The organism is Candidatus Poriferisocius sp., from assembly GCF_965214065.1.
GTDB lineage: Bacteria > Actinomycetota > Acidimicrobiia > Acidimicrobiales > Bin134 > Poriferisocius.
The window spans coordinates 407,850-433,167 of sequence record NZ_CBDCAT010000028.1; the positions used below are offsets into that span (position 1 = coordinate 407,850).

General features: G+C 65.5%; 21 protein-coding genes and 1 pseudogene. 10 read left to right on the forward strand and 12 right to left on the reverse strand.

Features of this window, described 5'->3' with window-relative positions; all coding sequences use genetic code 11:
• Positions 1-63 precede the first annotated feature (63 nt).
• Together ACOOGG_RS13225 and ACOOGG_RS13230 are read right to left on the reverse strand one after the other, a co-directional pair.
• A complete protein-coding gene (locus ACOOGG_RS13225) occupies positions 64-2,748 on the reverse strand; it encodes a hypothetical protein (RefSeq protein ID WP_420435788.1) in 2,685 nt (894 codons plus the stop codon).
• Between the two features lie 69 nt (positions 2,749-2,817).
• Complete coding sequence (locus tag ACOOGG_RS13230; RefSeq protein WP_420435790.1) at positions 2,818-3,750, reverse strand: D-isomer specific 2-hydroxyacid dehydrogenase family protein; 933 nt, start codon at positions 3,748-3,750, stop codon at positions 2,818-2,820.
• A gap of 21 nt (positions 3,751-3,771) precedes the next feature.
• Here ACOOGG_RS13230 and ACOOGG_RS13235 point away from each other — a divergent pair, with 21 nt between their 5' ends.
• A complete protein-coding gene (locus ACOOGG_RS13235) occupies positions 3,772-5,148 on the forward strand; it encodes a cystathionine beta-synthase (protein WP_420435792.1) in 1,377 nt (458 codons plus the stop codon).
• Positions 5,145-6,300 (forward strand): annotated as a pseudogene (locus ACOOGG_RS13240) (cystathionine gamma-synthase). The gene ACOOGG_RS13235 and the pseudogene ACOOGG_RS13240 overlap by 4 nt, the downstream one beginning before the upstream one ends.
• A gap of 5 nt (positions 6,301-6,305) precedes the next feature.
• Here the strand turns inward: ACOOGG_RS13240 and ACOOGG_RS13245 are convergent.
• The 4 genes from ACOOGG_RS13245 to ACOOGG_RS13260 all read right to left on the reverse strand — a co-directional run bounded on the left by ACOOGG_RS13245 (position 6,306) and on the right by ACOOGG_RS13260 (position 11,201).
• Entirely contained in the window at positions 6,306-7,202 is an 897-nt protein-coding gene (locus ACOOGG_RS13245; RefSeq protein WP_420435794.1) for an LLM class flavin-dependent oxidoreductase, read from the reverse strand.
• 77 nt (positions 7,203-7,279) lie between these two features.
• Positions 7,280-8,443, reverse strand: coding sequence for an amidohydrolase family protein (locus ACOOGG_RS13250; protein ID WP_420435796.1), 1,164 nt, complete (start codon positions 8,441-8,443; stop codon positions 7,280-7,282).
• 21 nt (positions 8,444-8,464) lie between these two features.
• Positions 8,465-9,982, reverse strand: coding sequence for a GMC family oxidoreductase (locus ACOOGG_RS13255; protein WP_420435798.1), 1,518 nt, complete (start codon positions 9,980-9,982; stop codon positions 8,465-8,467).
• A 16-nt stretch (positions 9,983-9,998) separates the two neighbouring features.
• Positions 9,999-11,201: an amidohydrolase family protein gene (locus tag ACOOGG_RS13260; protein ID WP_420435800.1), complete on the reverse strand. Its 1,203-nt coding sequence runs from the start codon at positions 11,199-11,201 to the stop codon at positions 9,999-10,001.
• A gap of 76 nt (positions 11,202-11,277) precedes the next feature.
• On the opposite strand from ACOOGG_RS13260, the gene ACOOGG_RS13265 reads away from it, so the two are divergent.
• Positions 11,278-12,993, forward strand: coding sequence for an N-acyl-D-amino-acid deacylase family protein (locus tag ACOOGG_RS13265; RefSeq protein WP_420435802.1), 1,716 nt, complete (start codon positions 11,278-11,280; stop codon positions 12,991-12,993).
• A gap of 419 nt (positions 12,994-13,412) precedes the next feature.
• On the opposite strand, the gene ACOOGG_RS13270 is transcribed toward ACOOGG_RS13265, so the two are convergent.
• Together ACOOGG_RS13270 and ACOOGG_RS13275 are read right to left on the reverse strand one after the other, a co-directional pair.
• Positions 13,413-13,817 carry a type II toxin-antitoxin system death-on-curing family toxin gene (locus ACOOGG_RS13270; protein WP_420435804.1) on the reverse strand — a complete coding sequence of 135 codons (405 nt, stop codon included), beginning with the start codon at positions 13,815-13,817 and terminating at the stop codon, positions 13,413-13,415.
• Positions 13,814-14,014, reverse strand: coding sequence for a hypothetical protein (locus tag ACOOGG_RS13275; protein WP_420435806.1), 201 nt, complete (start codon positions 14,012-14,014; stop codon positions 13,814-13,816). Before ACOOGG_RS13275 ends, ACOOGG_RS13270 begins: the two co-directional genes overlap by 4 nt.
• Before the next feature lie 85 nt (positions 14,015-14,099).
• Here ACOOGG_RS13275 and ACOOGG_RS13280 point away from each other — a divergent pair, with 85 nt between their 5' ends.
• Complete coding sequence (locus tag ACOOGG_RS13280) at positions 14,100-15,812, forward strand: N-acyl-D-amino-acid deacylase family protein (protein WP_420435807.1); 1,713 nt, start codon at positions 14,100-14,102, stop codon at positions 15,810-15,812.
• Between the two features lie 117 nt (positions 15,813-15,929).
• On the opposite strand, the gene ACOOGG_RS13285 is transcribed toward ACOOGG_RS13280, so the two are convergent.
• Together ACOOGG_RS13285 and ACOOGG_RS13290 are read right to left on the reverse strand one after the other, a co-directional pair.
• Positions 15,930-16,145: a helix-turn-helix domain-containing protein gene (locus ACOOGG_RS13285; RefSeq protein WP_420435809.1), complete on the reverse strand. Its 216-nt coding sequence runs from the start codon at positions 16,143-16,145 to the stop codon at positions 15,930-15,932.
• Between the two features lie 316 nt (positions 16,146-16,461).
• On the reverse strand, positions 16,462-16,653 hold the full coding sequence (locus ACOOGG_RS13290) for a hypothetical protein (protein ID WP_420435811.1): 192 nt from the start codon (positions 16,651-16,653) through the stop codon (positions 16,462-16,464).
• Positions 16,654-16,699: 46 nt separating this feature from the next.
• Here ACOOGG_RS13290 and ACOOGG_RS13295 point away from each other — a divergent pair, with 46 nt between their 5' ends.
• Complete coding sequence (locus ACOOGG_RS13295) at positions 16,700-18,805, forward strand: DEAD/DEAH box helicase (protein WP_420435813.1); 2,106 nt, start codon at positions 16,700-16,702, stop codon at positions 18,803-18,805.
• A gap of 32 nt (positions 18,806-18,837) precedes the next feature.
• The gene (locus tag ACOOGG_RS13300) at positions 18,838-19,005 is read left to right on the forward strand and encodes a hypothetical protein (protein ID WP_420435815.1); all 168 of its coding nucleotides are present in this window, start codon (positions 18,838-18,840) and stop codon (positions 19,003-19,005) included.
• Between the two features lie 12 nt (positions 19,006-19,017).
• Here the strand turns inward: ACOOGG_RS13300 and ACOOGG_RS13305 are convergent, their stop codons facing one another.
• A complete protein-coding gene (locus tag ACOOGG_RS13305; protein ID WP_420435817.1) occupies positions 19,018-19,965 on the reverse strand; it encodes an alpha/beta hydrolase in 948 nt (315 codons plus the stop codon).
• A gap of 59 nt (positions 19,966-20,024) precedes the next feature.
• Between ACOOGG_RS13305 and ACOOGG_RS13310 the strand changes: the two genes are divergently transcribed.
• Positions 20,025-20,828: a thioesterase family protein gene (locus ACOOGG_RS13310; RefSeq protein ID WP_420435819.1), complete on the forward strand. Its 804-nt coding sequence runs from the start codon at positions 20,025-20,027 to the stop codon at positions 20,826-20,828.
• Positions 20,829-20,846: 18 nt separating this feature from the next.
• Here ACOOGG_RS13310 and ppgK read toward each other — a convergent pair whose 3' ends face one another.
• The gene (gene ppgK / locus ACOOGG_RS13315; protein ID WP_420435821.1) at positions 20,847-21,629 is read right to left on the reverse strand and encodes a polyphosphate--glucose phosphotransferase; all 783 of its coding nucleotides are present in this window, start codon (positions 21,627-21,629) and stop codon (positions 20,847-20,849) included.
• Between the two features lie 68 nt (positions 21,630-21,697).
• Between ppgK and ACOOGG_RS13320 the strand changes: the two genes are divergently transcribed.
• From ACOOGG_RS13320 to ACOOGG_RS13330, 3 genes are read left to right on the forward strand one after another with little or no spacing between them, the layout of a single operon-like run.
• On the forward strand, positions 21,698-22,567 hold the full coding sequence (locus tag ACOOGG_RS13320; protein ID WP_420435823.1) for an SDR family oxidoreductase: 870 nt from the start codon (positions 21,698-21,700) through the stop codon (positions 22,565-22,567).
• Positions 22,568-22,592: 25 nt separating this feature from the next.
• Positions 22,593-24,296 (forward strand): thiamine pyrophosphate-binding protein, encoded by a 1,704-nt coding sequence (locus ACOOGG_RS13325; RefSeq protein ID WP_420435825.1) that lies wholly within the window; start codon positions 22,593-22,595, stop codon positions 24,294-24,296.
• Positions 24,293-25,312, forward strand: coding sequence for an LLM class flavin-dependent oxidoreductase (locus ACOOGG_RS13330; protein WP_420435827.1), 1,020 nt, complete (start codon positions 24,293-24,295; stop codon positions 25,310-25,312). Before ACOOGG_RS13325 ends, ACOOGG_RS13330 begins: the two co-directional genes overlap by 4 nt.
• The last annotated feature ends 6 nt before the right edge of the window (positions 25,313-25,318 follow it).

Below are 25,318 nucleotides of genomic sequence, written 5' to 3' on the forward strand. Positions count from 1 at the left end.
CAGCTGGGTATGTCGATATCGAACCATTTGATTGTGTAGTCGGCGGTGATCTTCCCCTCGGACTTATCCGCTACGGGCTCGAGATGCACTCTTATCGGCTGCGTCCAATCGCTCGGTCAGCGTGGCGGTGATGGTTGCATTTGAGCCCTCAGTGATCAGGCGGTCGTTCTCGCTGCGACTCAGGTTCACTTGGGGAGCGTCGTTGTCGGCGATGGTGATTTGAGAGGAGTTGTCGGTGCTGTGGGGGTCGGCGCCGCCGCCCACGGTGGTGCCCAAGTCGTCGTGGTCGAAGGTGGCGTTGTCGCCCAGGGCGATGGTGAGGGTTTCGGTCTCCAACTCCTCGTCCACCTTGTCGTCTTTGACGGCCACGGTTAACACCACCTCCTCCGCTCCCCCCCCCTCGAACTCGATGACCGGCTTATTGCTAGTAGCGCCGGTGAGCTTGGCCCCCGTCCCGGACTTCTTGGTCAATCTGTAGTCGCTGTTGTCGACGCCGGTGCCTGACACCACTAGGGGCACGTCTATGCGCTCGCCGTCCACCAGCGCTCTGCCCAGGGTCACGGTCAATTCCTCGGTGGTGGAGCTGCCCTCTGTGAGGCTGCCGCTGCCCGTCAGCGAGACGATGGTCGGGTCGTCGTCGATGATGGTGAACGTCGCCTGGTCTGCCGCGCCGATCTTGAGGTTTCCCGAGGTGGCCGCAATCTGCGCGGTGAAAGACCGGTCGGGAGCGTCGGCTTCGTCGTCTATGGGGGTGAACAGCGCTAGGCCGGCCGACGAAGACGCCCCCAGCGTCTTGGCCGATCCGGTGGAAGGAGTGTCCAAGGTGAAGTCGATTCCCCTTTTTGCGGTGCCGTTGGTCACCACCACAGTGAAGCTGCCTGCGGCCGCGGCGGAACCGGCATACGCGGCATCGAAGGTTCCCGAGGCGTCTTCTGTGGCTTCGAACTCACTGCTGTCGAAGCCAGCGACGGCCTCAGTAGCATCGCCGGCCACGAACACCGGCGAAATCGCGAACATTGGGCTGAGCCAGCGTGGGGTTGAGTAGACATCGGTCCCTCCGCCATTCAGGGGTGATTGATCGGCGCCGCTTCCGTCCAAGATGCCCCTAACGGCCGCTACCGCCGAGCCCAGCGAGTACGACGTATGTTTCGTTCCATTGTGATTGCTGCCCGTCCAGTATTTGGTGTGGCTGACGGCGCTGCCGTTTTCGTTGCGGGGGTTGGCCTCGTCGTCCCAGCTCTTGTCGTAGAAGTCGGCGTAGTTGTCGGCGACCTTGGTGCCGTTCAGCCAATATATGCGTACCCCCGTGCCGGTGGTGTGGGTGTTGTCGCGGGCGTCGGTGGTAGCGGTGCTGCCCAGAGCGGTGAAAGCCGAAGCGTACGGCCGGATGCCCGTGTGGCCGTTGGCCACTAGTCCTTGCACCCAGGCGTTGTAAGTGGCGATGTCGCTGGATTCGGCCTTGGTTTTTCCCGAGGTGGCGATGATCAGCCGGAACTTCTCGCCCGCTTGCACTCCAGGGGGTATGAGTCCAGAATCAGACGGCATCACCGGGCGCCAAAGCCCTGAATCCACTATCACCACCTTGGCCGAGGTGTCAGTGGCATGGGGACCGGCGCCCGCGCTGACGTTGGTGCGCAGATTGGAGTCGTCAAAGGCGGTGCCGTCGCCCAAAGAGATGGTGAGGGTTTCAGCAATTCCCTCGTCGGCGGTGTCATGGCTCGGGGTGATGCTTATCAACGCGCTCTGCGCCCCGGCGCCTTCGAACTTGATTACCGGGCTCAAGGTGCCGGGATTGGTGGCCGACACACCGGTGCCGATGGCCGAGAGCGTGTAGTCGCCCATCTCGACCCCGGAAATCTTCAAGGGGGCTTCGATTATCTCCTCAGCGATCAGCGGCCGGCTCAGCTTCATCTCCATCTGAGCGGCAATGCTCGAATCCTCCGACAGCACCCACTCTTCGTCGGACAGCAATGAGACCACAACGGGTGCTGTGTTGTCGATGGTGAACACCGGCGAGAGGCCGTACATCGGATACGTTTCGAGTCTTGAAGCGATGGCATGAGTTTTCGAAACAACCCCGAGCGGACCCGCTGATGCGCTGTCAAGTTGCCCTCTACCGACCCAATATTTGTTGCTCGTATACCTCTGGCTTGAGCCCAGAGTCATCTTTTCGCCGGTATGCCTAGTCCGCTTGGTGCCATTGCTATGGCTGCCGGTCCAGTGCCAGGCTGAAGCATTGGCAGCGGCGCCGTTCTCGTTGCGGGGGTTGGTCTCGTCATCCCAGCTGTTGTCGTAGAAGTCGACGTAGTTGTCAGCGACCTTGTTGCCGTTCAGCCAATATATGGGTACCCCGGTACCGGTGGTGTTTGTGTTGTCTTTGGCACTGGTGGTGGCGGTGGAGCCCACAGCTCTGAAGTGGGAGGAGTGCTCCTGGATGTCGGCGTGGCCGGTTTTCACCAGATTCTGCACAAAAGTGTTGTATGTGCTGATATCTGCGGAGGTGGCTGCGGTTGTCCCGGATGTAGTGATCAGCAGCCGGAAGCTGTCGCCGGGGGTCAGGTCGCTGGGTATCAGCCCCCAAGAGGCGGGCACGGTTATGGGGGCGGGATCGGCCGCGGAGGCGGTCGGGATGGGTCCGACCGTGCTGGCCGCGGTCAACACCGCAGCCAAGAGCAAGACCGGCAAAGCCGCTCTCAACAGCGGAAATCGTCTTGGCGGGCTGGACTTCCGCCGGCAGTTAATGGCCACCTAGTAAGTGTAATTACATTGTTGTGCCCAATAGTAGATATCAGCGTTGAGGCGCGGCAGAAGGGGTGGTCAGTATCCCAAGTCCACCTTGATGAGGCCGAGCAGCTCATCTCCCGCGATGTAGCGGCGGAGGTTCTCGGCGACCCGGCGGGCGAGCAGCTTGAGGCCCATTTCGGGGGTGTTGCCTACGTGGGGGGTGATGAGGCAGTTGTCCATGCTCCAAAGCGGGTGGCCGTCGGGGAGGGGCTCGGGGTCGGTCACGTCGAGGGCGGCGCCGCCGATGGATCCCGCCGCCAGCGCTGCCACCAGGTCGTCGGTGACGATGTGGCCGCCTCGGGCCACATTTACGAGCCAGGCGTGGGGGGCCATGGCGTCGAGAGCGGCGGCGTCGATGATGCCTGTGGTCTCGGGAGTCAACGCCAGCGCCACCACTACCACGTCGGCGTCGCCCAGAGCATCGTGCAGGCCGCCGGGGTCGACCACCCTGTGTACGCCGTCCATCGGTGCTGGATGGCGGCGCACCACGGTGATCTGGCAGTCCCACGGCTCCAGCAGCCCAACCAGCGACTCGGCGATCCCGCCGCCGCCCAGCACGGCCACCCGGCCGCCGAGCAGGTTCCGGCCCTCGGGCGGAGACCAGCCGCGGGCCCGGGCGAAGCGCCCCATTCCCCGCAGCCCGGCTAGGGCCAGCATCAGCGCATGCTCGGCCACCGGCTCGGCGTACACGCCCTTGCCGCAGGTCCAGACGCGGTGGTGGTCGAGCAGATGGGCCAAGTTCTCGATGCCGGCGTAGGGGAGCTGAACCCACTCGATGCCCGGTCCCTCGGCCAGCACCTCGGGCAACAGCTCGGGCGCGGCGGGCTCGGCCCAGACCAGGGCCTCGGCCTCGCCAGGGGCAACCACTGCGCCCCCGCCAGCCACCACCGCGTCGGCCAGCGCCGGTCGGCGCCAGCATTCGGGCTCAACCGCGATGTTCGGGGGTGCGATGCGAGGCCGGTTCATAGCACCGGGTAGCTTATGGGCGTGGAGGTCGCAGACTCGATCCTCGACCTCATTGGGGACACCCCTCTGGTGCGGATGCGGCGCATCGCCGAGGGCGTGTCATGTGAGGTGCTGGCCAAGCTGGAGATGTTGAACCCCGGCGGCAGCGTGAAAGACCGGCCCGCGGTGGCCATGATCGACGCGGCCGAGCGAGACGGGCTGCTGAAGCCCGGCGGGACCATCATCGAGCCCACCTCGGGCAACACCGGCGTGGGCCTGGCTCTGGTTGCCGCCCAGCGGGACTACCGCTGCATCTTCGTGATGACCGACAAGGTGAGCGATGAGAAGGTGCAGCTCTTGCGGGCCTATGGCGCCGAGGTGGTGGTGTGCCCGGTGGCGGTAGACCCTGAAGACCCCGAGTCGTACTACTCCACCGCCGAGCGGCTGGTGGCCGAGACCCCCGGCGCCTACCGGCCCAACCAGTACTTCAACCAGGTGAACCCCCTGGCGCACGAGCTGACCACCGGCCCCGAGCTGTGGAAGCAGACCGGCGGGCGCATCACCCACTTCGTGGCCGGGGCGGGCACCGGTGGAACGCTCAACGGCGTGGGCCGCTACCTCAAGCGCCAGGACCCGGCGATCCAGATCGTGGCCGGCGACCCCGAGGGCTCGGTATTCAGCGGAGGCTCGGGCCGGCCATACCTGGTGGAAGGGATCGGCGAGGACTTCTGGCCTGAGACCTACGATCCCGAGGTGGTCGACCGGGTGATCCCCGTCTCCGACCAGGATTCCTTCGACATGGCCCGGCTGGTGACTCGGCGAGAGGGCCTGCTGATCGGAGGGTCGGGCGGCACCGCGGTGTGCGCCGCCTTGGAGGTGGCCCGGGACTGCGGCCCCGACGATGTGGTGGTATTGCTGTTGCCCGATGCCGGTCGGGGCTACCTCTCGAAGGTGTTCAACGACGACTGGATGGCGTCGTATGGCTTTTTGATCGGCGAGCACCCCTGCGTCAAGGACGTGCTCGACGCCAAAGAGGGGGCGTTGCCCCCGCTGGTGTACGTCAAGCCCGAAGACCCGGTCAGCCTGGCCGTGACTCAGATGCGCGACCACGGGGTCAGCCAGCTGCCGGTGGCCAAAGGGGAGATGCCCCTGGCTGCGGCCGAGGTCATGGGGTCGGTACACGAGCTTCAGCTCATGGCCTTGGCCTTCAGCGGCGACCTTTTGGGCCAGCCGGTGGAGAACGTGATGAGCCAGCCCCTCGAGCAGATCGGCATCGGCGAACCGGTGGCGCTGGCGGTGACCAAGCTGGAGCGCTCCCCGGCGCTGCTGGTGCTCGACGGCGGCCGCCCCCGGGCGGTGATGACCAGCACCGACGTGTTGAGCTTCTTGTCTTCGGGCGGGGCGGGCTCTCAGTTGTGAGCGGGTCTGCTTCAGCCCAGTGGGGGTTCGACACCCGGGCTATCCACGCGGGCCAAGAGCCCGACGAGGCCACAGGGGCTATCACCGTGCCCATCCACCTGGCCACCACATTCGTGCAGGCCACACCCGGCGAGCACCGGGGCTACGAGTACTCCCGCACCTCCAATCCCACCCGGGTGGCGCTGGAGCGGTGCGTGGCCGAGCTTGAGGGCGCCGGCCATGGCATGGCGTTCGCCAGCGGCATGGCCGCAGAGGACGCAGTTATCGGCATGATGCGCCCCGGCGACCATGTGGTTCTGGGCGCCGATGCCTACGGGGGCACGTTCAGGCTCATCGCCCGGGTATACGGCGAGCGGGGCATCGAGTGGTCGGCGGTGGATCTGACCGATGTGGACGCGCTGGCCGCGGCCATCCGCCCCGAGACCCGGCAGGTGTGGGTGGAGACGCCCACCAACCCGATGCTGACGGTGGTGGACATCGCCGCGGTGGCCGATGTGGCCCACGCAGCGGGAGTCGATTTGGTGGTGGACAACACCTTCGCCACCCCGTACCTCCAGAACCCGCTGGCCCTGGGCGCCGATCTGGTGGTGCACTCGGCCACCAAATACCTGGGCGGCCACTCCGACGTGGTGGGCGGGTTCATCGCCGCGAACCGGGACGATTTGGCCGAGCGGCTGTCGTTCGTGCAGAACGCGGTGGGGGCGGTGCCCAGCCCGTTCGACTGCTATCTGCTGTTGCGGGGGATAAAGACGCTGGGAGTTCGAATGGACCGCCACTGCGACAACGCCCAGGCATGTGGCTGATTTCCTGGCCGGCCACCCCGCGGTCGACCGGGTGCTGTTCCCCGGCCTGGCCGGCCATCCGGGACACGAGGTGGCGGTTCGCCAGATGCGCCGTTTTGGCGGAATGGTGTCGTTTATCCATGGCGGCGGAGAGGCGGCTGCGGTGGCCGCGGTGAGCGCCACCCGGGTTTTCCGGCTAGCCGAATCGCTGGGTGCGGTGGAGTCGTTGATAGAACAGCCGTCCACCATGACCCATCTGTCGGTGGCCGACTCGCCGCTGGCGGTCGACCCTGGGTTGGTGCGGCTATCGGTCGGCATCGAGACCATCGACGACTTGCTGGCCGATTTGGACCAGGCTCTCGGCTCGTAGTCGCCTCAGGCCTGCATGGGCAGCAGGTCGTCGGCCAAAGCTTCGACCTCTTCGGCCCAGTCGGGGGGCTCGCCCAAGGGCATGACCACGAACTTGGATGCGCCGGTCTCGATGAACGCCTCGATCTTGGAGCGAAGCTCCCAGCGGTTGGAGGCCACCAGGTCGCTGGGGTTCTTGTCGGGCTGGCGCAGCTTGATGAGCTCGAGGAACCGGTCGGGCAGCGGGCCGTCGGTATAGGTCAACAGCGCTCCGTAGTGCTCGGGGTCGATTTCCCGGTGAGCCTCGTCGGCGTGCTGTTTGATGGCGGCAATCCCGCCTCGCACGTCGTCGGGGGTGACGAAGGACGGCAGCCAGCCATCGCCGAGGCGGCCGACCCGGCGCAGCTCCGAGGGGGCGATTCCCCCCATCCACACGTCTAGGGGCTGCTGGATCGGCTTGATGTCTACCCGGGCGGCATCTAAGTGGAAACGGGGGCCGTGGTGGTTGACTTCGTCCTCGGTCCACAGCCGGCGCATGAGCGGGAGGGCCTCGTTGAACCAGGCTGCCCGGTCCATGCGGGCCACTCCGAAGGCCTGGTGCTCGGCGGCGTCGGCCACGCCGAGGCCGAATGCGGGCAGCAGCCTTCCCTTGGAGATGCGATCCAGGCTGGCCATGGCCTTGGCCAACAGCACCGGGTTGCGGCCGGGCAGCACCATCACGCTGGGGCCGAACTTGAGCTTGGTGGTTCGGGCGGCCGCGAAGGTCATGGCCACCACCGGATCCAGCGCCGGCCCGCTGGCCCGCTCGGCCACCCACAGCGAGTCGAACCCGAACCGCTCTAAGCCGTCCACCACGGTGGCGAAGGCTTCGGGATCACCAGAGGCCACCCCGCCTCCAACGCCAAAGCCGATTCGGACTCTCATGCCAGGAGAGTCTGGCATGTCAGGAGAGCTTGGCGATCTTGGGGGACTCGTCGGGGTCGAAGGCGATGCTCATCCTGTTATCCCAATAGATCGGCTTCGAGGAGGTCGAGGTCGAAGCCGTAGAGGGCGGCGCAGTTGTCCTTGAGGATCATCTGCTGCTCGTCGTCGGGCACATCGGCCAGGGTTTCGGCCACCACCTCCCGGGAGCGGGGGAAGGTGGACTCGGTGTGGGGGTAGTCGGAGCCCCACATGAGCGTGTGGGTGCCGAAGGTGTCTCGCACCCGCACGCCCACGGCGTCTTCCTGGAAGCTCACGAAGCAGTTGGAGCTGAAGAAGTGGCTGGGGCGGGCGTCGGGGTCGGCGAAGCGGTGCCAGTCGCCCCGCAGCGGCCGGTCGGTGTAGCAGTAGTCCATCTGGAACAGCCAGAACGGGATCCACCCCACCTCGTGCTCCACCGACCCCACCTTGAGTTTCGGATGGCGCTCGAACACCCCGGCAAAGATCATCTCGCCCAGCGACTTCCGCACGAAGTGGTCTTGTAGGTAGAAGGCCGCCTCCGTCACCACCCTCACGTCGTTCTTGGTCTGGCCGCTGGCGCTGGCGAGCGTTCGGCCGGTGGCCACGTGCATCGACAGGGGCACGTCCAAGTCGACCGCGGCCGACCAGAACGGCTCATAGCGGGGGTTGTCGTAGCCCTGGCCCGCCGGGGGCATCACGGAGACCATCGCCCCGGCCAGGCCCATGTTGCGGCACCGGGTCAGCTCGGCGATGGCCTCGTCGATGTCGTCGAGGTTGATGAGGGCGATGCCCTTCAGCCGCTCGGGGTCGTGGGCGCAGAACTCGGCGATGAAGTCGTTGTAGAGCGCCATGGTGGTCGAGCACAGCCCAGAGTCGGGGATGCTGTAGGCCAACAATGCCTCACTGGGGTAGATCACCGAGGCCGCTACGCCGTCGGTGCGGTTGTCGGCGATGAACTTCTCGGGGTCGTAGGCGCCGGGGCGGACCTCGTCGAACGACGCCTCGATGCGGAGTTTGGTGGGGTCTTGATCGAACCGGTTGCCGGCCTGAAAGCCCAGAAACGACATGGAGCGCTGGCCGTCGATGTACCACCAGTCGCCGCCGGGCTCTCGGCGCACCTGCGGCACCCGCTCGGCCATCGGCCCGGTAGCCCGCTCGGTCCACAGGTCGGGCGGCTCGATTATGTGCGAGTCGGACGAGATCATCATGGCAGTGGGGCTCATGGCGCTCCTTTGGTCATGCTTCTATTGCAGCAGCTCTGCGGCCCGCTCGCCCAAAGCGATGCAGGTCAGGTTGGTGTTGGCCCGGGGGATCATGGGCAAGATTGAGGCGTCGAACACCGACAGGCGGTCGATGCCGTGGACCCGGCCAAATTCGTCGACGACGTCGCCGGCGTCGGGATCGGGCCCCATTCGACATGTGCCTGAGGCGTGGTACCAGGGAAAGCTGAATTGTTGGGCGTGGTCGGCTAGGTCTTCGTCGTCCCCTTCGGCGAAGGCTGACTCGTCGACCACCGCCACCCGTTCGAACCTCTCAGACAGTGCCTCATGGGTGGCCAACCGGTAGCAGAGCCGCAGCCCTGCGGTGAGCTGGGCTAGGTCTTCGGGGTCGTCCAGCAGGTTCAGATCGATGACCGGTGGGTGGCCGGGGTCCGGCGACAGAACCCGGAGGCGTCCTCTTGAGCGGGGGGATTGGATGCCGGCGCAGATGCCCCAGATCAACTGGGCACCGCACGTCTCGGCCAAGGCCGGGTTCTGGCTGAGGTCCCAGTGGTTCATCATGCCGATCTGCATGTCGTTGGTCACCGGGCTGTCGGGCGAGCTGTAGCGCACCAACAGCTGGTGCTGGACCATGTCGGTGGTCACTGTTCCTTCCGGGGGGACGACGAAAACGAATGCCCCTACGTGCTCCATCAGGTTGGCGCCCATGCCCGGGAGGTTGGCCACCGAGCGGATGCCGATGGCCTCGAGGTCCCGCACCGGCCCGATTCCCGAGCGCATCAACAGCGCCGGTGAGTTGAGGGCGCCGGCGCAAACCACGATGCGTCGTCCCCGGACCTGCTCCAAGCTGGAGCCTGCGCCCGTGGAGTAGGCCACCGCGGTGGCCCGGTCCCGTTCGATCACGATGCGGTGGGCGTAGGCCCCGCCGGCGATCTCCAGGTTCTTCCGACCGTCGGCGGGGTGCAGGTAGCCCATGGCGGTAGACACTCGTATGCCGTCCACCACGTTTTGGGGCGACGGGCCGATGCCCTCCGACACGCCGTCGTTGTGGTCGTCCACCCACCCCAGGCCGTTGTCTTGGGCCGCGGCCAGCAGTTGTCGCTGGGGAGCGACCAGATCGTCTTTGGCCGCCCGACGGATGGGAATGGGGCCGCCGGTGCCGTGGAGCTCGCCTCCCAGGGGGTCGTCTTCCAGACGGTGAAAGCACGGGGCCATGGCCTCCCAACTCCAGTTGGGGCTGGCCCAGGAGTCGTAGTCGCTGGGCATCCCCCGAAGCGCCACCCCGCCGTTCACCGCCGACCCCCCGCCAAGCGTCCGGCCCTGCGGGTAGGGGGCGGTGGCCTCGCCGGAGGTGCGGGCCTGAAAGCCCCAATCGCGCCCGGTGTGGGAGAAGTCCACCGCGCCCAGGCGGTCGGCGTCGGGATCAGGCTCGACAGGCCCGGCCTCCAGCAGCAACACCGATGTTCCCGAGTTCTCCGACAGCCGGGCGGCCAGCACCGCTCCGGTGGAGCCCCCTCCGACGATCACGAAGTCATAGATCAAGGCCGGCGCCGGGCTTCTACTGGTCGAAGGGAAGACTGAGCATCTTGATGGCGTTGCCCCGCATGATCTTGTAGATCACCTCGTCGGACAGCCCTTCGCATAGCTTCTCGGCTACCTCCTTGGTGTGAGGCCAGGTGCTGTCGGAGTGGGGATAGTCGGTTTCGAATGTCACGTTGTCCTCCCCGATGGCGTCGAGGTTGGCCAGCCCGAAGCGGTCGTCGAAGAAGCACCCGTACACATGGTCGGCGAAATAGCTGCTGGGCGGCTCGGGGATCACGCCCCACACCCGATTCCACCCCCGGTTGTGCTCCCACACCACGTCGGCCCGCTCCAAGATGTAGGGGATCCAGCCGATCTGGCCCTCGCTGTAGGCGATCTTGATGTCGGGGTAGCGGATGAACGCCCCGGAGAACAGCCAGTCGGCCAGCGATCCCATGGCGTTGTTGAACGTGAGGGTGGACGGTACCGCCGGCGGGGCATCCGGCGATGTGGACGGCATGCGCGACCCTGAGCCGATGTGCATGCACAAGACGGTGGCCGTCTCCTCACAAGCCGCGAACAGCGGCTCCCAGTGGCCGTCGGCGTCGTGGATTGACGGCAGGCCCAGGTTGGTGGGTAACTCGGTGAAGGCCACCGCGTGCGCTCCCCGGTCGGCATTGCGCCGTACCTCGGCCGCGGCCAGATTCGGGTTCCACAGGGGGATGAGGGGCAGCGGGATGAGCCGGCTTCCGGTGCCGCCGCACCACTCCTCGATCATCCAGTCGTTGTAGGCCTGCACGCACAAAAGGGCCAGTTCCTTGTCGGCCGCCTCCATGAACGTCTGGCCGCAGAAGCGGGGGAACATCGGGAAGCACATGGCGGCCTCGACGTGGTTGAGGTCCATGTCGTCGAGGCGGGCTTGTTGCTGCCAGCAGCCGGGGAGCATCTCCTCGTAGTTGATGGGCCGGGCGTCGACTTCCTCTTTGGGATATCCCGACGCCGCGCTTAGCCGGGTCACAGCGCGCTTGAGGTCTTCGTAGAGCCAGAAGTCCACCGTTCGCTCCACGTCGCTGTCCACCCATACCGGCTCGTGGTCGTGGATGACCAGGTCTTTCTGAATGGTCTCGCGTACCACTCGGGGCCCGATGTCGAGGTATTTGCGGGGCAGGCGGTCGGTCCACAGCGTGGGGGGCTCCACCACGTGGTCGTCCACCGAGATGATCCGGGGGATCTCAGGCATGGGCCGAGCGTACTCTGCGGCAGGGTGGCGACGGCTGGCTGGGGGGCCTGTCACCGGGCTGGTTTAGTCTGTCCCCATGCTTGATCTGATCATCAAAAGCGGCACAGTGGTGGATGGCACCGGATCGCCGGGGTTCGTCGCCGATGTGGGCATCAGCGGCGGGAGAATCACCTCGGTGGGGGCGGTGGACGAGGCCGCGGCCCGCGTCATCGATGCCGACGGGCTGGTGGTGGCGCCGGGATTCATCGACGCCCACACCCACTACGACGCCCAGCTTTTCTGGGATCCGCTGGCCTCTCCCTCCAACGAGCACGGGGTGACAACCGTGCTGGGCGGCAATTGCGGGTTCACGCTGGCCCCTTTGAAGGCCGACGACGCCGACTACATCCGCCGCATGATGGCCAAGGTGGAGGGCATGCCCCTGCCCGCTTTGGAGCAGGGCTTGCCGTGGAGCTGGTCGAGTTTCGCCCAGTACCTGGATGCCCTTGATGGGCGTATCGGGGTGAACGCCGGGTTCTTGGTGGGGCACTCAGCCCTGCGCCGCTTTGTGATGGGAGCCGAGGGCACCGGCAATGCAGCCTCTTCCGAACAGGTGGCCGAGATGGTGCGGGTGCTGCACGGGGCGCTGGAGGCCGGCGGGCTGGGGTTCTCGTCGTCGCAGTCCACCACCCACTCCGACGGCAACAACGACCCGGTGCCGTCGTATTTCGCTGATCGCGACGAGATGTTGGCCCTATGCGGTGCGGTGTCTGAGCATCCCGGCACCTGGCTGGAGTTCATCATCACCGGCTGCAATGCGTTCTTCAGCGACGAGGAGATCGACTTGATGACCCAGATGTCGGTGCGGGCCCAGCGGCCGCTCAACTGGAACGTGCTCTCCCACGCCTCCACCATGATGGACCGCACCCGCCACCAGCTCCGGGCGTCGGATGCGGCTGCTGAGGCCGGGGGGCGCATCGTGGCCCTTTCGATGCCGACCATCGGCGGGCTGAAGATGAGCTTCGCCAGCTACTGCGCCCTGTATCTGCTGCCCAACTGGGGCGACGTGTTGTATCTGGACCACGATGAGAAGAAGGCCAAGCTGGCCGACCCCGCGGTGCGACAGTGGCTAGATGAACAGGCCCGCAGCTCCGAAGGCCCGTTCCAGTTCATCTCCACCTGGGCCAACATGGAGATCGGCGACACTTTCGCCCCGGAGAATGCCGGGCTGACCGGGCGCAAGGTGGGCGACATCGCCGCCGAGAGGGGGGTGGATCCGTTCGACGCCCTGCTCGACATCGTGGTGGCCGACGACCTGCGAACCGCGCTGTGGCCCCAGTCGTCCGACGACATCGACTTGGCCTGGCAGCAGCGGGCCGAGTTGTGGCGGGACCAGCGGGTGCTGGTGGGCGGCTCCGACGCCGGAGCCCACCTCGACCGTATGTGCGGGGCCCGTTTCCCCACCGAGATGCTGGCGATTGCGGTGCGCGACCGGGGCCTGCTGTCGATGGAGGAGTGCGTGCGGCTCCTGACCGACGAGCCCGCCCGCCTGTTCGGCCTCAAAGACCGGGGCCGAGTAGCCGAGGGCTACTGCGCCGATGTGGTGGTGTTCAACCCCGACACCGTGGCCTCAGAGCCCATAGTGGAGCGCACCGACCTCCCCGGCGGCTGCGAGCGCCTCTACGCCGGCGCCGTGGGCGTAGAGCACGTGCTGGTCAACGGCACCGAGATCATCACCGCCGGCGACCCCACAGGAGCCACCCCCGGCACCCTCCTCCGCTCCGGCCGCGATACCGAGACGGTATTGCCGTAGGGGGCATCCACTCCGGCCGATCTATGGAGTAGGTGTAGAGCCCACAGAGGTTGTGCACTCGTGATGAGGGTGTGCCGCCGATGGCGGTGTGGAGGACGAAGTCGCTGACGAAGCGGTCGAGGAGCTAGACGAGCCATCGGGTGGTGTCGGAGCCAGAGGGCCGGGCAGTTCGTGGCGCAAAAAAGGGACCCCGTGCGTTCCGGGGTCCCGTCGCCGCGGTATGTCGGCTGCATTCAGCTTACGCTTACTAACCGGACCGCAGACAGTAGAGACTTTACCGATGCTGCTGCGGGGATGTCAACGGTTTTTCAGATCAGAGTGATCCTGTTGACGTTGGACCTAAATTCGTGGATAGCGGCAGCTGTGTTTAGAGACAGTGTGTGGAGGGCAGTAACCGCGTCCCGCTAGGCGGCTCTTTCCTATGTCTCTTTGTTCTCGGTGCCTAGAGTAAGAGCACGTAGCTCCCGAGCGATGGTGTCAATTTCCAGGTGTTCAGTGGCAACTCGGAGCACCAGGTCTACAGCGTCAGATGAAGTGATGTGGCTGGTTGAGTATCCAACTCGGGTGAGAAAAGCCGTTGCAGCGAGCCAGCCCAGTCGTTTGTTGCCATCAACTAGTGGGTGGTTTGAAACGATTGTTCTGAGCAGCGCGGCGGCCTTGTCCCAGGGGCTGGGGTAGGCATCTTCACCGAAAACCGTGACGTAGGGCTGGGCAGCCGCGGACTCCAAGAGGCCGATTTCACGTATCGGCAATGGTGATCCAAAGTACTCCTCGGCGATGGCCAGCAGTTTCGTGAGATTGAGGGGGCCGGGTGGGCTGGTCATTCTCCAAGGAGTCGCAGGGTCTCCGCGTGGTCGGCAATATTTTGACGAGCTGCCGCACGCCATTGTTCTATGTCTTGCTGCTCGACGAAGGCTTCAATGGCTAGGTGAACCGTCTCATCCACGGTGCGGCCGGCTTGTTGGGCAGCGGACCGCAACGCCGCTTCACAGTCAGGGCTGAGGTCTAGTTCCACGACCATGCGACAACTCTACTGGTAGCCCCTTTGTGTCGGCATGCCCATTTCGCCAGGGGATTTGTCACAGGGCGCGCCTACTGTGGGGGGCATGTTTGATCTGGTGATTCGGGGCGGCACGGTGGTGGACGGGACTGGGGCGGCTCCTGTTGCGGCTGATGTGGCTATTTCTGGGGGGCGGATTGCGGAGATCGGACAAGTGGTTGGTGAGGCGGCTCGGACGGTAGATGCCGATGGGCTGGTGGTGGCGCCGGGGTTCATCGATCCCCATACCCACTACGACGCGCAACTGTTCTGGGACCCGGCGGCCACGCCGTCGCCGATGCACGGGGTGACCACCGTGCTGGGGGGCAACTGCGGATTCTCGCTCGCTCCGGTGAATCCCGACGACGCCCGCTACCTGCAAGAGATGATGGCCATGGTGGAGGGGATGCCCCTACCGGCGCTGGAACAGGGGGTGCCGTGGGATTGGGAGACGTTCGGAGAGTTCCTCGACCGCCTCGACGGCCGCACCGCGGTCAACGCCGGCTTCCTGGTCGGCCACTCGGCTCTGCGCCGCTACGTGATGGGGTCCGACGCCGATCAGCCCGCTAGCTCTGGTCAGCTCGACCAAATGGTGCAAGCCCTCCATGACGGGCTGAACGCCGGCGGCATGGGGTTCTCCACTTCGCTGGCCTACACCCATTGGGACGGCGACAACCAGCCGGTACCCAGCCGGTTCTCTTCCACCGAAGAGGTGCTGGCCTTGTCCGGGGCAGTGTCCGATCACCCCGGCACCTGGCTGGAGTTCATCACCTCGGGCTGCCTGAGCACCTTCAGCGACGAGGAGATCGAGCTTATGAGCCAGATGTCGGCTCGGGCTCAGCGGCCCTTGAACTGGAACGTGCTGACGGTGAGCGCCGACACCAAAGACCGGACCAACCACCAGCTCGGGGCGGCCGATGTAGCTGCCGAGGTGGGCGGGCGCATCGTGGCGTTGTCGATGCCCACCATCGGCGGGTTGAAGCTGTGTTTCGCCACCTACTGTCCGCTGTACAACATGCCGGGATGGAAGGACACTATGAACCTTCCCCACGAGGAGAAGATGGCCGCGCTGGCCGACCCGGAGAAGCGGCGGTGGCTCAACGAGCAGGCCCAGTCGGGTAGCGGCGGCTTCTACCACATGGCCCAGTGGGAGAACATGGAGATCGGCACCACCTACTCCCCGAAGAACGACGGGCTTACCGGGCGGCGAGTGGGCGACATCGCCGCTGAGCGGGGCCAGGACCCCTTCGACACGCTCTGCGACATTGTTCTGGCCGACGATCTGCGCACCGACCTGTGGCCCATAAATGCCGACGACTCTGCTGAGAGCTGGGCCCATCGGACCGAGCACTGGCGGGATCCCCGGGTGATCGTGGGCGGCTCCGACGCTGGGGCCCATCTCGACCGCATGTGCGGCACCCGCTATTTCACCATCATCCTCGGCGACATCGTGCGAAATCGGGGTCTGCTTCCGCTGGAGGAGGCAGTACGGCTGATGACCGATGTGCCTGCCCGCTTGTTCGGGCTGAAGGATCGGGGCCGGGTGGAAGAGGGCTGGCACGCTGATTTGGTGCTGTTCGATCCGGCCACTGTTGCCTCCGACCCCATCGAGGCACGCACCGATCTGCCCGGCGACTGTATGCGCCTGTTTGCCGGCGCCCAGGGTGTCCACCGTGTGCTGGTGGGCGGTACTGAAATCGTGATTGACGGACAAGTGACCGGCGCGGCTCCCGGTACCGTCTTGCGGTCTGGCCGCGACACTCAGACCGTTCTGCCCTGAGGTCGACTTGACGCCCCTGCGGGGCGAGGTGCCCGGCAAAGCCCGGCAACAGCGAAGGACGCCCTGCCGCCCCCGGACGCGCGGGGGTTGACGCGGCCGGGGGCGGAGGGTGGGGGGTCAGGCGGCGAAATGGCCGCGTCCCGAGCGATAGAACTCGGCCAGGCCGGATAGAGCGGGATGGCGCAGCTCTGAGGGACGGAATCTGACGGCGTCACCGATTCGATAGGCGGGCACAATCCCGTCGTTGATGCTTCGCAGCAGGACCTGATGGTCGATGCCAAGCATCTGGCAAGCGTCGGCCGGGCCGACAAGGTTCTCCACAGTGTGGTTCATGAGTTTGCTCCTTCCTCGTTGCTCCGCCAGGGCCGCGGTTCACGGAACTGACGGAAATAGAGCGGGCATTCTCGCGATCCAAATTCTCAAATAATTCCCACTTCAGTGGTCTTGGGGAGAGAATTTGCGGGTTTGCGTCACATCTACCTGTGGAAATCTTCCTGTGGACAACCCAAGGCAATCCTGTGAACTGGGCTTTTGGTTTGGACTTGGCGAATTGAGGTAAGGCGCAGCCTGTGTAAAAGAAATTTTTCGAGAAATCACGAAATCAACGTGAAGTCAGCAGTTTTGACACAGAATGTGTCGCTGACCGGGGTCAAAATTGGTCGACTACCTCAGCGGCGAAGCGGTCCAAGGTGGCCTGAGCCAATGCCAAATCGGGATCGTGGGTGCTATAGATCATGCGGGTCGCGCCCAACTCGGCCAAGAAATCGGGATCGGCGATTGGCGCCGCCGGCGGTCCTGATGCCCCGGTAGCGCTGCCGATGAGATAGAGCCCGAACTTCATCCCCCGTAGCCTGTCACGCTTCGGGCACCCCTACCCTGGTTGCGCCATGTCTGCGCACCCGGTCCTCGGTGGCTTCATGCCCGATGCGGGCGATCCCGATGAGCTGCTGGGCGCCTTCTGCGATTGGGCCGAGGCGGCCGGGCTGGAGCTGTACCCCCATCAGGAGGAGGCGGTGCTGCGGCTGTTGGGGGGCGACAACGTGGTATTGGCCACTCCCACCGGCTCGGGCAAGTCGCTGGTGGCGCTGGCCGGTGCGTTCGCCGCGCTGGCCCAGGGGCGCCGGGCTGTCTACACCGCGCCGATCAAAGCGTTGGTCAGCGAGAAGTTCTTTGAGCTGGTAGCGGCTTTCGGAGCCGAGAGCGTGGGGATGGTCACCGGGGACGCCATCGTGAACGGGAATGCGCCGGTGATCGCTTGCACGGCCGAGATCCTGGCCCAGCGGGCTCTGCGGTCGGGGTGCGAGACCGATACCGATCTGGTGGTGATGGACGAGTTCCACTACTACGGCGATCGGGATCGGGGCTGGGCCTGGCAGGTGCCGCTGTTGGAGCTGAGCCGACCCCAGTTCCTGTTGATGTCGGCCACCCTGGGTGACACCACCGCCCTGCGCCGGGACCTCAGCCAGCGAAACGGCCGGTCCACCGCGCTGGTGGCCTCAGCCCAGCGGCCGGTGCCGCTGGATGTGGAGTACCGGGAGACGGCGCTTCACGTGTCCATTGCCGAGCTATTGGCCGCCGACAAGGCGCCGGTGTACATCGTCCACTTCACCCAGCGGGAGGCCACCGCACAGGCCCAGAGCCTCACCAGCCTTGACGTGTTGGGCCCCCACGCCAAGGCAGACGTGAAGGAGGCGATCGGCGGCTTCCGCTTCGACACGCCGTTCGGCAAGGACCTGCGTCGTTTCGTGCTGGCCGGAGTGGGGGTACACCACGCCGGGCTGCTGCCAAAGTACCGGTTGCTGGTGGAGAAGCTGGCCCAGCAGGGTCATCTGAAGCTGATTTGCGGCACCGACACCCTGGGTGTGGGGGTGAACGTGCCCATACGCACCGTCTTGTTCACCCGCCTCTACAAGTACGACGGGCGCCGCACTCGGGTGCTGTCAGTGAGGGACTTCCAGCAGATCGCCGGCCGAGCCGGGCGAAAAGGTTTCGACGAGGAGGGCAGCGTGTGGGTACAGGCCCCTGAGCACGTGATCGATAACCGCCGAGCCGAAGCCAAGGCCGCCTCCGACCCAGTTAAGCGACGCAAGCTTAAGAAGAAGAAGCCGCCCGATCACAACTACGCCCACTACGACGGCGACACCCTAAGCCGGCTGTGGCACGGCCAACCCGAGACCCTGGAGTCGAGCTTCGCGGTGACCCACTCCATGATGCTCAACGTGCTCGACCGCCCCGGCGACGGCTGTTCGGCCATGAAACGCCTTTTAACCGACAACCACGAGCCCCGCGCCCGCCAGAGAGCCCACATCCGACGTGCGGTAGGGGTGTTCCGGTCGCTGATCGACGCAGAGATTGTGGAAGTGCTGGATGCCCCCGATGGGCGGGGCCGCCCGGTGCGGGTGAACCTCGACCTGCAAGACGAGTTCCGGCTCAACCAGCCGCTCGGGCTGTTCGCAGTGGAGGCGCTGGACGCGCTCGACATGGATGCGTCCGACTACCACTGGCAGGCACTCAGCGTGGTTGAGTCGGTTCTGGAAGACCCAACCGTGGTGCTGCTAGCCCAGCGGGACAAGGCCCGCGACGACCTGATGGCCCAGCTCAAGGCCGAGCGGGTGCCCTATGAGGAGCGCTTGGAGCGGCTCTCAGAGGTCACCTGGCCCCGCCCCGAGGCCGAGTTCATCGATCCGGCCTTCGCGGTGTTCGCCCGCTACCACCCCTGGGTGGGCCGAGACCGGCCCAGCCCCAAATCGGTGGCCCGCGACCTCATGGAGATAGGCGACACCTTCAACCAGTATGTCTCCCGCTATGGGATCAAACGCTCCGAGGGCGCGCTATTGCGCTATCTGTCCGACTGCTATAAGGCCATGGTCCAAACCATCCCTACCGCTGCCGTCAACGATGCCCTCGACAGCCTCACCGCCGAACTCCGCGACCTAGTGCGCTCCACCGACTCCAGCCTCCTCGACGAGTGGGAGAGCCTGCGGGAAGAATGAGCTGGTGATGAAGGGGTGGCACACTGGAGGCGGTGATCGCCGATCGGATTGTCTGTGTGGACTGTGGGGGGCAGTGCCACCGGATCACATATTGGCCTGAAGACGACCCTCCCGTGCCCGGCGATTCTGTGGCCTACCGGTGCTCAGACTGCGGCGACCGCTGGGACATGGTGCTGGACCAAGAGGATTTTGACGACTGACCGAATGCACCGCTAGGGCATCTTCGAGGCGATCCAGGCGTTGAGGCGGGCGGTGTGGACTCTGGCCATCTCGCAGGGGAACAAAGTGAAACCGTGGGGGGAATCGGGGTATACGGCCAATTCCACCGGCGACTCTGCTGCGGCCAAGCGGGTGGCGAAGAACAGCGAGTCGTCGAGCAAGTGGTCATAGGTGCCCGCCGAAACCAGGCATGAAGGCAGGCCGGAGAGGTCGGCGAACAGGGGTGACACATCGGGGTTGCGCCGATCTGAGTCGGATATGCTCGGTGTGAAACACTCGATCATGAACTGCAGATTCTGGGGATTCAGCATGTCGGGGTTTCCCCCATTGCCGTAGACCGACGGGGTGCCCCGAAGGTCGTAAATGCCGAATACCAGGTTGGTTCCCAGCACCCGGTCGATGGCACCGAGGCGGTCCCGCACGCGCAACAGGGTGGCTGCGGCCAAGTGCCCGCCGGCTGACTCGCCTCCGATGAACATCTTGTCGGTTCCCCAGCGCTCGGGGCCGTGTTCGAGCATCCAGGCCGCGGCCGCCTCGCAGTCGTCGGGCCCGGCGGGGTAGGGGTGCTCGGGGGCAAGCCTGTAGTCCACCGACAAGACGGCCAGACCGTGGCGCTTGGCTACATGCTCGTTATCCACGTCGGACATTTGGGGGTGCCCCACGATCCATCCGCCGCCGTGGATGTGCAGGAACATAGCCCTAGGGTTGTCCGGCACGAACATCCGCACTGGGATATCGCCGGCAGGCCCGGGGATGGTGTCCTCAACGGCCATCGGCGACGGCTCAGGCTCCATGACCCGCATGTTCTCTCGCATGAGCTGCGCTCGGGCCACTGGGTCTTCAGGCAAGTCGGCCTTGGGTATGCCGGTAAAGGGCAGCTGTTCCAATAGAGCCTTCGCCTCAGCGCGATAACCCTCGATCGATTCATCCCAGAGCTTCATCGGCATCTCCTCTGTTCGTCTCGTGCCCCCTGGCGGGGCGGTACTACCTTGCAGGCTTCGTGGGTGATGATGCCATTTTCTACCTGGACGGCGACATTGTCGTCCCGACCATCAACGCGCAGGGGCCGTGGGACCTCGGTGCGCAGCACGGAGGGGCGGTAGCCGGGCTATTGGCCCGGGCGGTGGAGCAAGTGCCCACGCCGGTGCCGATGCGGGTGGCCCGCTTCACCCTCGACATGCTGCGACGGGTGCCGGTGAAGCCGCTGGCCGTCTCCACCGAGGTGCTCCGCACCGGCAAGCGGATCCAGACCACGCGAGCCAACCTTTACGACGGAGACCGGCTGGTAGCTTCCGCCGTGGCGGTTTCGGTGCGCACCGGTGCTGAGATCGAAGTCTTTCCCGATCGACAACCCGACGCTCCGCTGCCCCCTCCGCCGGGCAGCGCCGAGGAGCCCCATGCATTCAACCCCCGGGAGTCGATGCCTGAGGGCTTTCCCCACGTGGTGGAGTTCGACCGGGTGGTCGGCAGTTTCCGCGGCGGCACCCCCAGCAAGACTTGGGTTCGCCTGTTGGTACCGTTCATGCGGGGTGAGGAGACGTCGCCGCTGGTCAACCTGATGGCCATGTCCGATTTCACTAGCGGCTTGGGTTCTTTCCTGCCCTTCGACCAGTACGTGTCCATCAACACTGACCTGAGTATCCACGTACTGCGCTATCCCATAAGCAGTCGGATCTGCATCGACGCCGAGACTTGGGCCGACGCCGACGGTATCGGCCAATCCCGGGCCCGGCTCTACGACGAGACCGGCCTGTGCGCCCTCAGCAACGCCTCCCTGTTTATCGAGTCCCGCAGCCGCTACTAGCAGAAAGAGCGGGCAGGTTCAGGGGCCGCCCAAAGCAGCGATGTCGTAACGAACTGCGGCTCCGCCGACCGACGCCATAGCCGCACCGACAATCCCGGCGTTGTTGCGCATCTGGGCGACGACGAACTCGGTGTCAATGTCCAACAACGGGCCCCATATGTCGAAGTTCTTGCTGATGCCGCCGCCGAGTATGAACAGGCCAGGCGAGATGATCTTCTCAAGGTGTTCCAAGTACTCCTGCACGCGACCCACCCACGTTTGCCAGTCCAAGTCATCCCGCTGGCGGACCCTGGCTGCTGTGTACATTTCTACGTCGTCGACATGGCCAGCTAGGTAGAGGTGGCCGAACTCGGTGTTGGGCACCAGGCTCCCGTTCACGAATACCGAGCTGCCGATTCCCGTGCCAAAAGCGGTAAAGCACACAGTCCCCGAGCGGCCCACTCCGGCGCCGTGGGTCATTTCGGCGATTCCCGCGGCGTCGGCGTCGTTGATAATCGTCACTGGGGCGCCGATCCGGTCGCTCATCGTCTTGGCGATATCGACGCCGGCCCATGAATCGTCCAAATGAGCCACCCACTTGACGGTGCCCTGGGTAATGGGTGCGGGAAAGGCGCAGCCCACCGGGCCATCCCACCCGAACGAAGTCACCAGCTCTGCCACTACGTCGGCCACCTTGTCGGGAGTGCCTGGTTTGGGGGTGGGGATCCGGTATCGCTTCTCGAGAAGATCGCCGGAGTCCACATCTACCGGCGCGGCCTTCATGCCGCTTCCCCCTATGTCGATGCCGAATGCTGCGCTCATTGCCGTCACCGGTTTCCCGCCCGATGAAAGTACCAGCGGCCCTCCTCACTAGGGGAGTCGAGCGCGGGTTGCGCGAAGCTGGAGAGATCGGCGCAGAGGGCCGGGACACACCTGAAGCTGATCGCCGGGACGGAGGAGGAGCAATGGTTGGCATGCTGGCTGGACGGGTGGCGCTGGTATCGGGCATCGGACCCGGCCTGGGCATCGAGATCGCCCGGCTGTTCGCCCGGGAGGGAGCCGACATCGTGTTGGGCGCCCGCCGTACCGAGCTGATGGAGTCGCTGGCTGAGGAGATCGAGGCGATGGGCTGCCGCACGGTGTGGCAGTCCACCGACATAACCGACCCCGACCAGTGTCAGGCGCTGGTCGACGCCGCGGTGGAGAAGTTCGGTGGACTGGACGTATGTGTGAACAACGCCTTCAACGACGGCTTTCCCGTCATCAACGTGGAAGACGCCGACCTGGACCGCTGGAGAAGCGTGTTCGACGTTAACTTCTTCGGTTCGCTGAACATGACCCGGGCGTGCATTCCCGCCCTGAGAGCTGCCGAAGCCGGTCGAGTCATCTTTGTCAACACCATGTCCACCCGCATTCGGCAGGCGGGTTGGGGGGCTTACAGCAGCTCCAAAGCCGCGTTGGAGAACATCACCAAGATCCTGGCCAAGGAGCTGGGTCCCGACGGCATCCGGGTGAATAGCGTTCTTCCCGGCTACATCTTTGCCGACGCAGTCCGCAACTTCCTTCAGTCCCAAGCCGACGCCCGGGGGGTGGACTACCAGGAGGTCTATGACGAGACCGCTGACGAAACCGCGCTGAAGTACCTCCCCGATGCCGACGAGATCGCCGGGTCGGTCTTGTTCCTGGCTTCTGATCTTGCGCTGCCCATTACCGGGGCTTCGCTGGACGTGAATGCCGGGCATTGGATCGGCGGCTCATGATCGGCCAGCACATAGCTGGGGCCGCATGAGCGACGGCACCCCCGCAGGAGTCGCCATTGCCGAGGTGCTGGCCGACGCCGGTATAACCCACGTATTCGGCGTGCCGGGGGGCTACTCCATAAAGGTGTTCGACGGGCTGCGCTCGGTGGCCGACCGGGTGCAGGGCGTGAGGGCGGCCCATGAGCACCAGGCGTCGGTCATGGCCGACATGTACGGCCGCCTCACTGGACGCCCCGGGGTGTTCACCGGCCAGGGGCCGTTCGCGGCTTCCTCGGGTGGGTTCGGACTCATGGAGGGGTACCTGTCGGGCACACCCATGCTGGTGCTCACCGAGATGACCGACCACGGCATTCCCCAGCATGCTCCCACCCAGGGCACCACCGGCGACTACGGGTCGGTGGATTTGCCCCGCATCCTGTCGGGGATGACCAAGTACATGAGCGTGGCCACTACCCCCAACGAGGCGGTGCATGCCGTGGAGCTGGCCATCCACCACGCCACCTCGGGCCGTCCCGGCCCTGCGGCGGTTGTGTTCCGCCTTGACGCCATCTTCCGGCGCACCGATGACTCTCGCCATCCCCGCCTCTACCGGCGAACTCGGGTGTCGTCGGCAGCCCCACCCCGTCCGGACGCGTCGGCATTGACTGCCATGGCCGATCTGCTGTCCACGGCCCAGCGTCCGGTGGTCGTGGCCGGCAACGGCATCCACCAGGCCCAGGCCTACGACCAGTTGGACGCCCTGGCCCGCCGAGCCGCCGTACCGGTGGTGACCACGGCCAAAGCTCGAGGCGTGATTGCCGACGACCACCCTTGGGCGGGAGGGCCCCTGAGCCCCTTCGGCTGGCAGGGGGCATTCGAGCTGCTGGCCCGAGCTGACGCGGTTGTGGTGTTGGGATCGCGCCTCAATCCCCACGACACCCTGGTGGAATCTCCCACCTGGTTGGACGCCGACCGCCAGCGCATCGTGCAGGTGGATATCGAAGCCGCCAACTTGGGAGTGAGCTTTCCGGTGGAGCTCGGGGTCCACGCCGAGTTGGGCGCCCTGCTGGCTGAGTTGGTGCCGCAGGTGGGAGTCGACGAAGACTCAGCCGCCGATCGATGGGCTGAACTGGCCGACATCAAGTCGAGGGCCGAAGATCCTCCGGTGCTGCACGAGTCGGCCAGCCCGGTGCCACCCCAGCGGGTGATGCAGGTGCTCAACGATGTGTGGCCATCCGATGGCCGTATCACCCTGGATGCCGGCAACAACCGAATATTCGCCTACCACTATCTCAAGGCCCGAACCCCCGGACGCCTGCACCTGCCCGGCGGGCACCTGGGCATGGGCTGGGGACCGCCCGCCGCACTGGCTGCGGCCATGGTCCATCCCGGCGAACGGGTTTTGTCGATCAGCGGGGACGGCGGATTTCTTATGTCGCTGCACAACCTGGCCACCGCGGTAGAGCACAGTCTGCCGGTGACGTTCTTGGTGCTTAACAACCAGATGCTGGGCAACGTCTACGACTTCCAGGGGCCGGACCGCCGAACTGCGGTGGACATCGACGACCACGACTTCGCCGCAGTGGCCCGAGCATTTCGCATGGACGGCCACCGGGTGGACGACGACGCTGCACTGGCCGACGCCCTGGCCTCGTCGCTCGCCCGCGACGGCCCCGTGCTCATCGAAGTGTCCACCGATCCCGACCAGTCGTCCGATCTGGTACGAGTACGAGACTCCCGCTCGCTGTGAGCATCACCCTCGAAGCTGAGATCAGCCCGGGAATGAGCACTGCTGACGCGGTGCGGCTGGCCCAGTTGGCCGAGGACGCCGGATTTGCCCGATTGGGGATCTCCGACGTGGTGTTCTGGCCCGACTGCTTCATGCTTCAGGCCCTTTGTGCCCAGGCCACTCATCGCATCGCAGTGGGGGCAATGGTCACCAATCCCTACACCCGCCATCCGGTGGTGCTGGCCGGTGCCCTGGCCACATTGGACGACATCGCTCCCGGCCGGGCTTTCTGCGGGCTGGGTGTAGGTGCCGGATTGGAGCCGTTGGGCATCGAATACCCCAAGCCGGTGGCTGCCCTGCGCCAGGCGGTGGCCGACATCCGCACGCTGCTAGGTGGGGGAGAAGTCGGTGGTGAGCGGCTCATTCGCCCCGCAGCCCATCCGGTGCCCATCTCCATCGGCACCCGCAGTCCCCAAGTGATGCGATTGGCCGGCGAGGTGGCCGATATCGCCCTGGTGGGCGGTCGCTTTCTCTCCGCTGATCTGGCTGACACATACCGGGTGTGGCTGGCCGAGGGCGCGGCTCGGACCGGGCGCACCCCGGACGAATTCGAGATCGCCCCCCGCCTCACGCTGTGCTGTTCACCCGACGGCGACCTGGCTCGGCGTAGCGTCAAGCGCTACGCCGCTCACTATCTGACGATTATCCGGCCGCCCGAACTGGATGTGGCCTCCGACCGAATGACCGCCATCGAGGCTGCGTTGGCTCGCAGCCGGGGTTGGTACTTCGACCACAACCGATTCGACGACCCCGCGCTCGACGATCTGATCGACGACCGTCTGGTGCGGGCTTTCACCATCGTCGGCACCCCGGACGAGTGCGCCGATCAGCTTGGCGGCGTATTGGACATGGGGTTCACCAGTGCAAGCCTCAATCTGGCGGCCACAGCCCGTTCCAGTGCTGCTGAGGGCTTGGCCGAGACCATCACTAGTTTCGCCCCGGTGGTGGCCTCGCTGGTCCTCCCCGTTAGTCGGTAGTGTCTC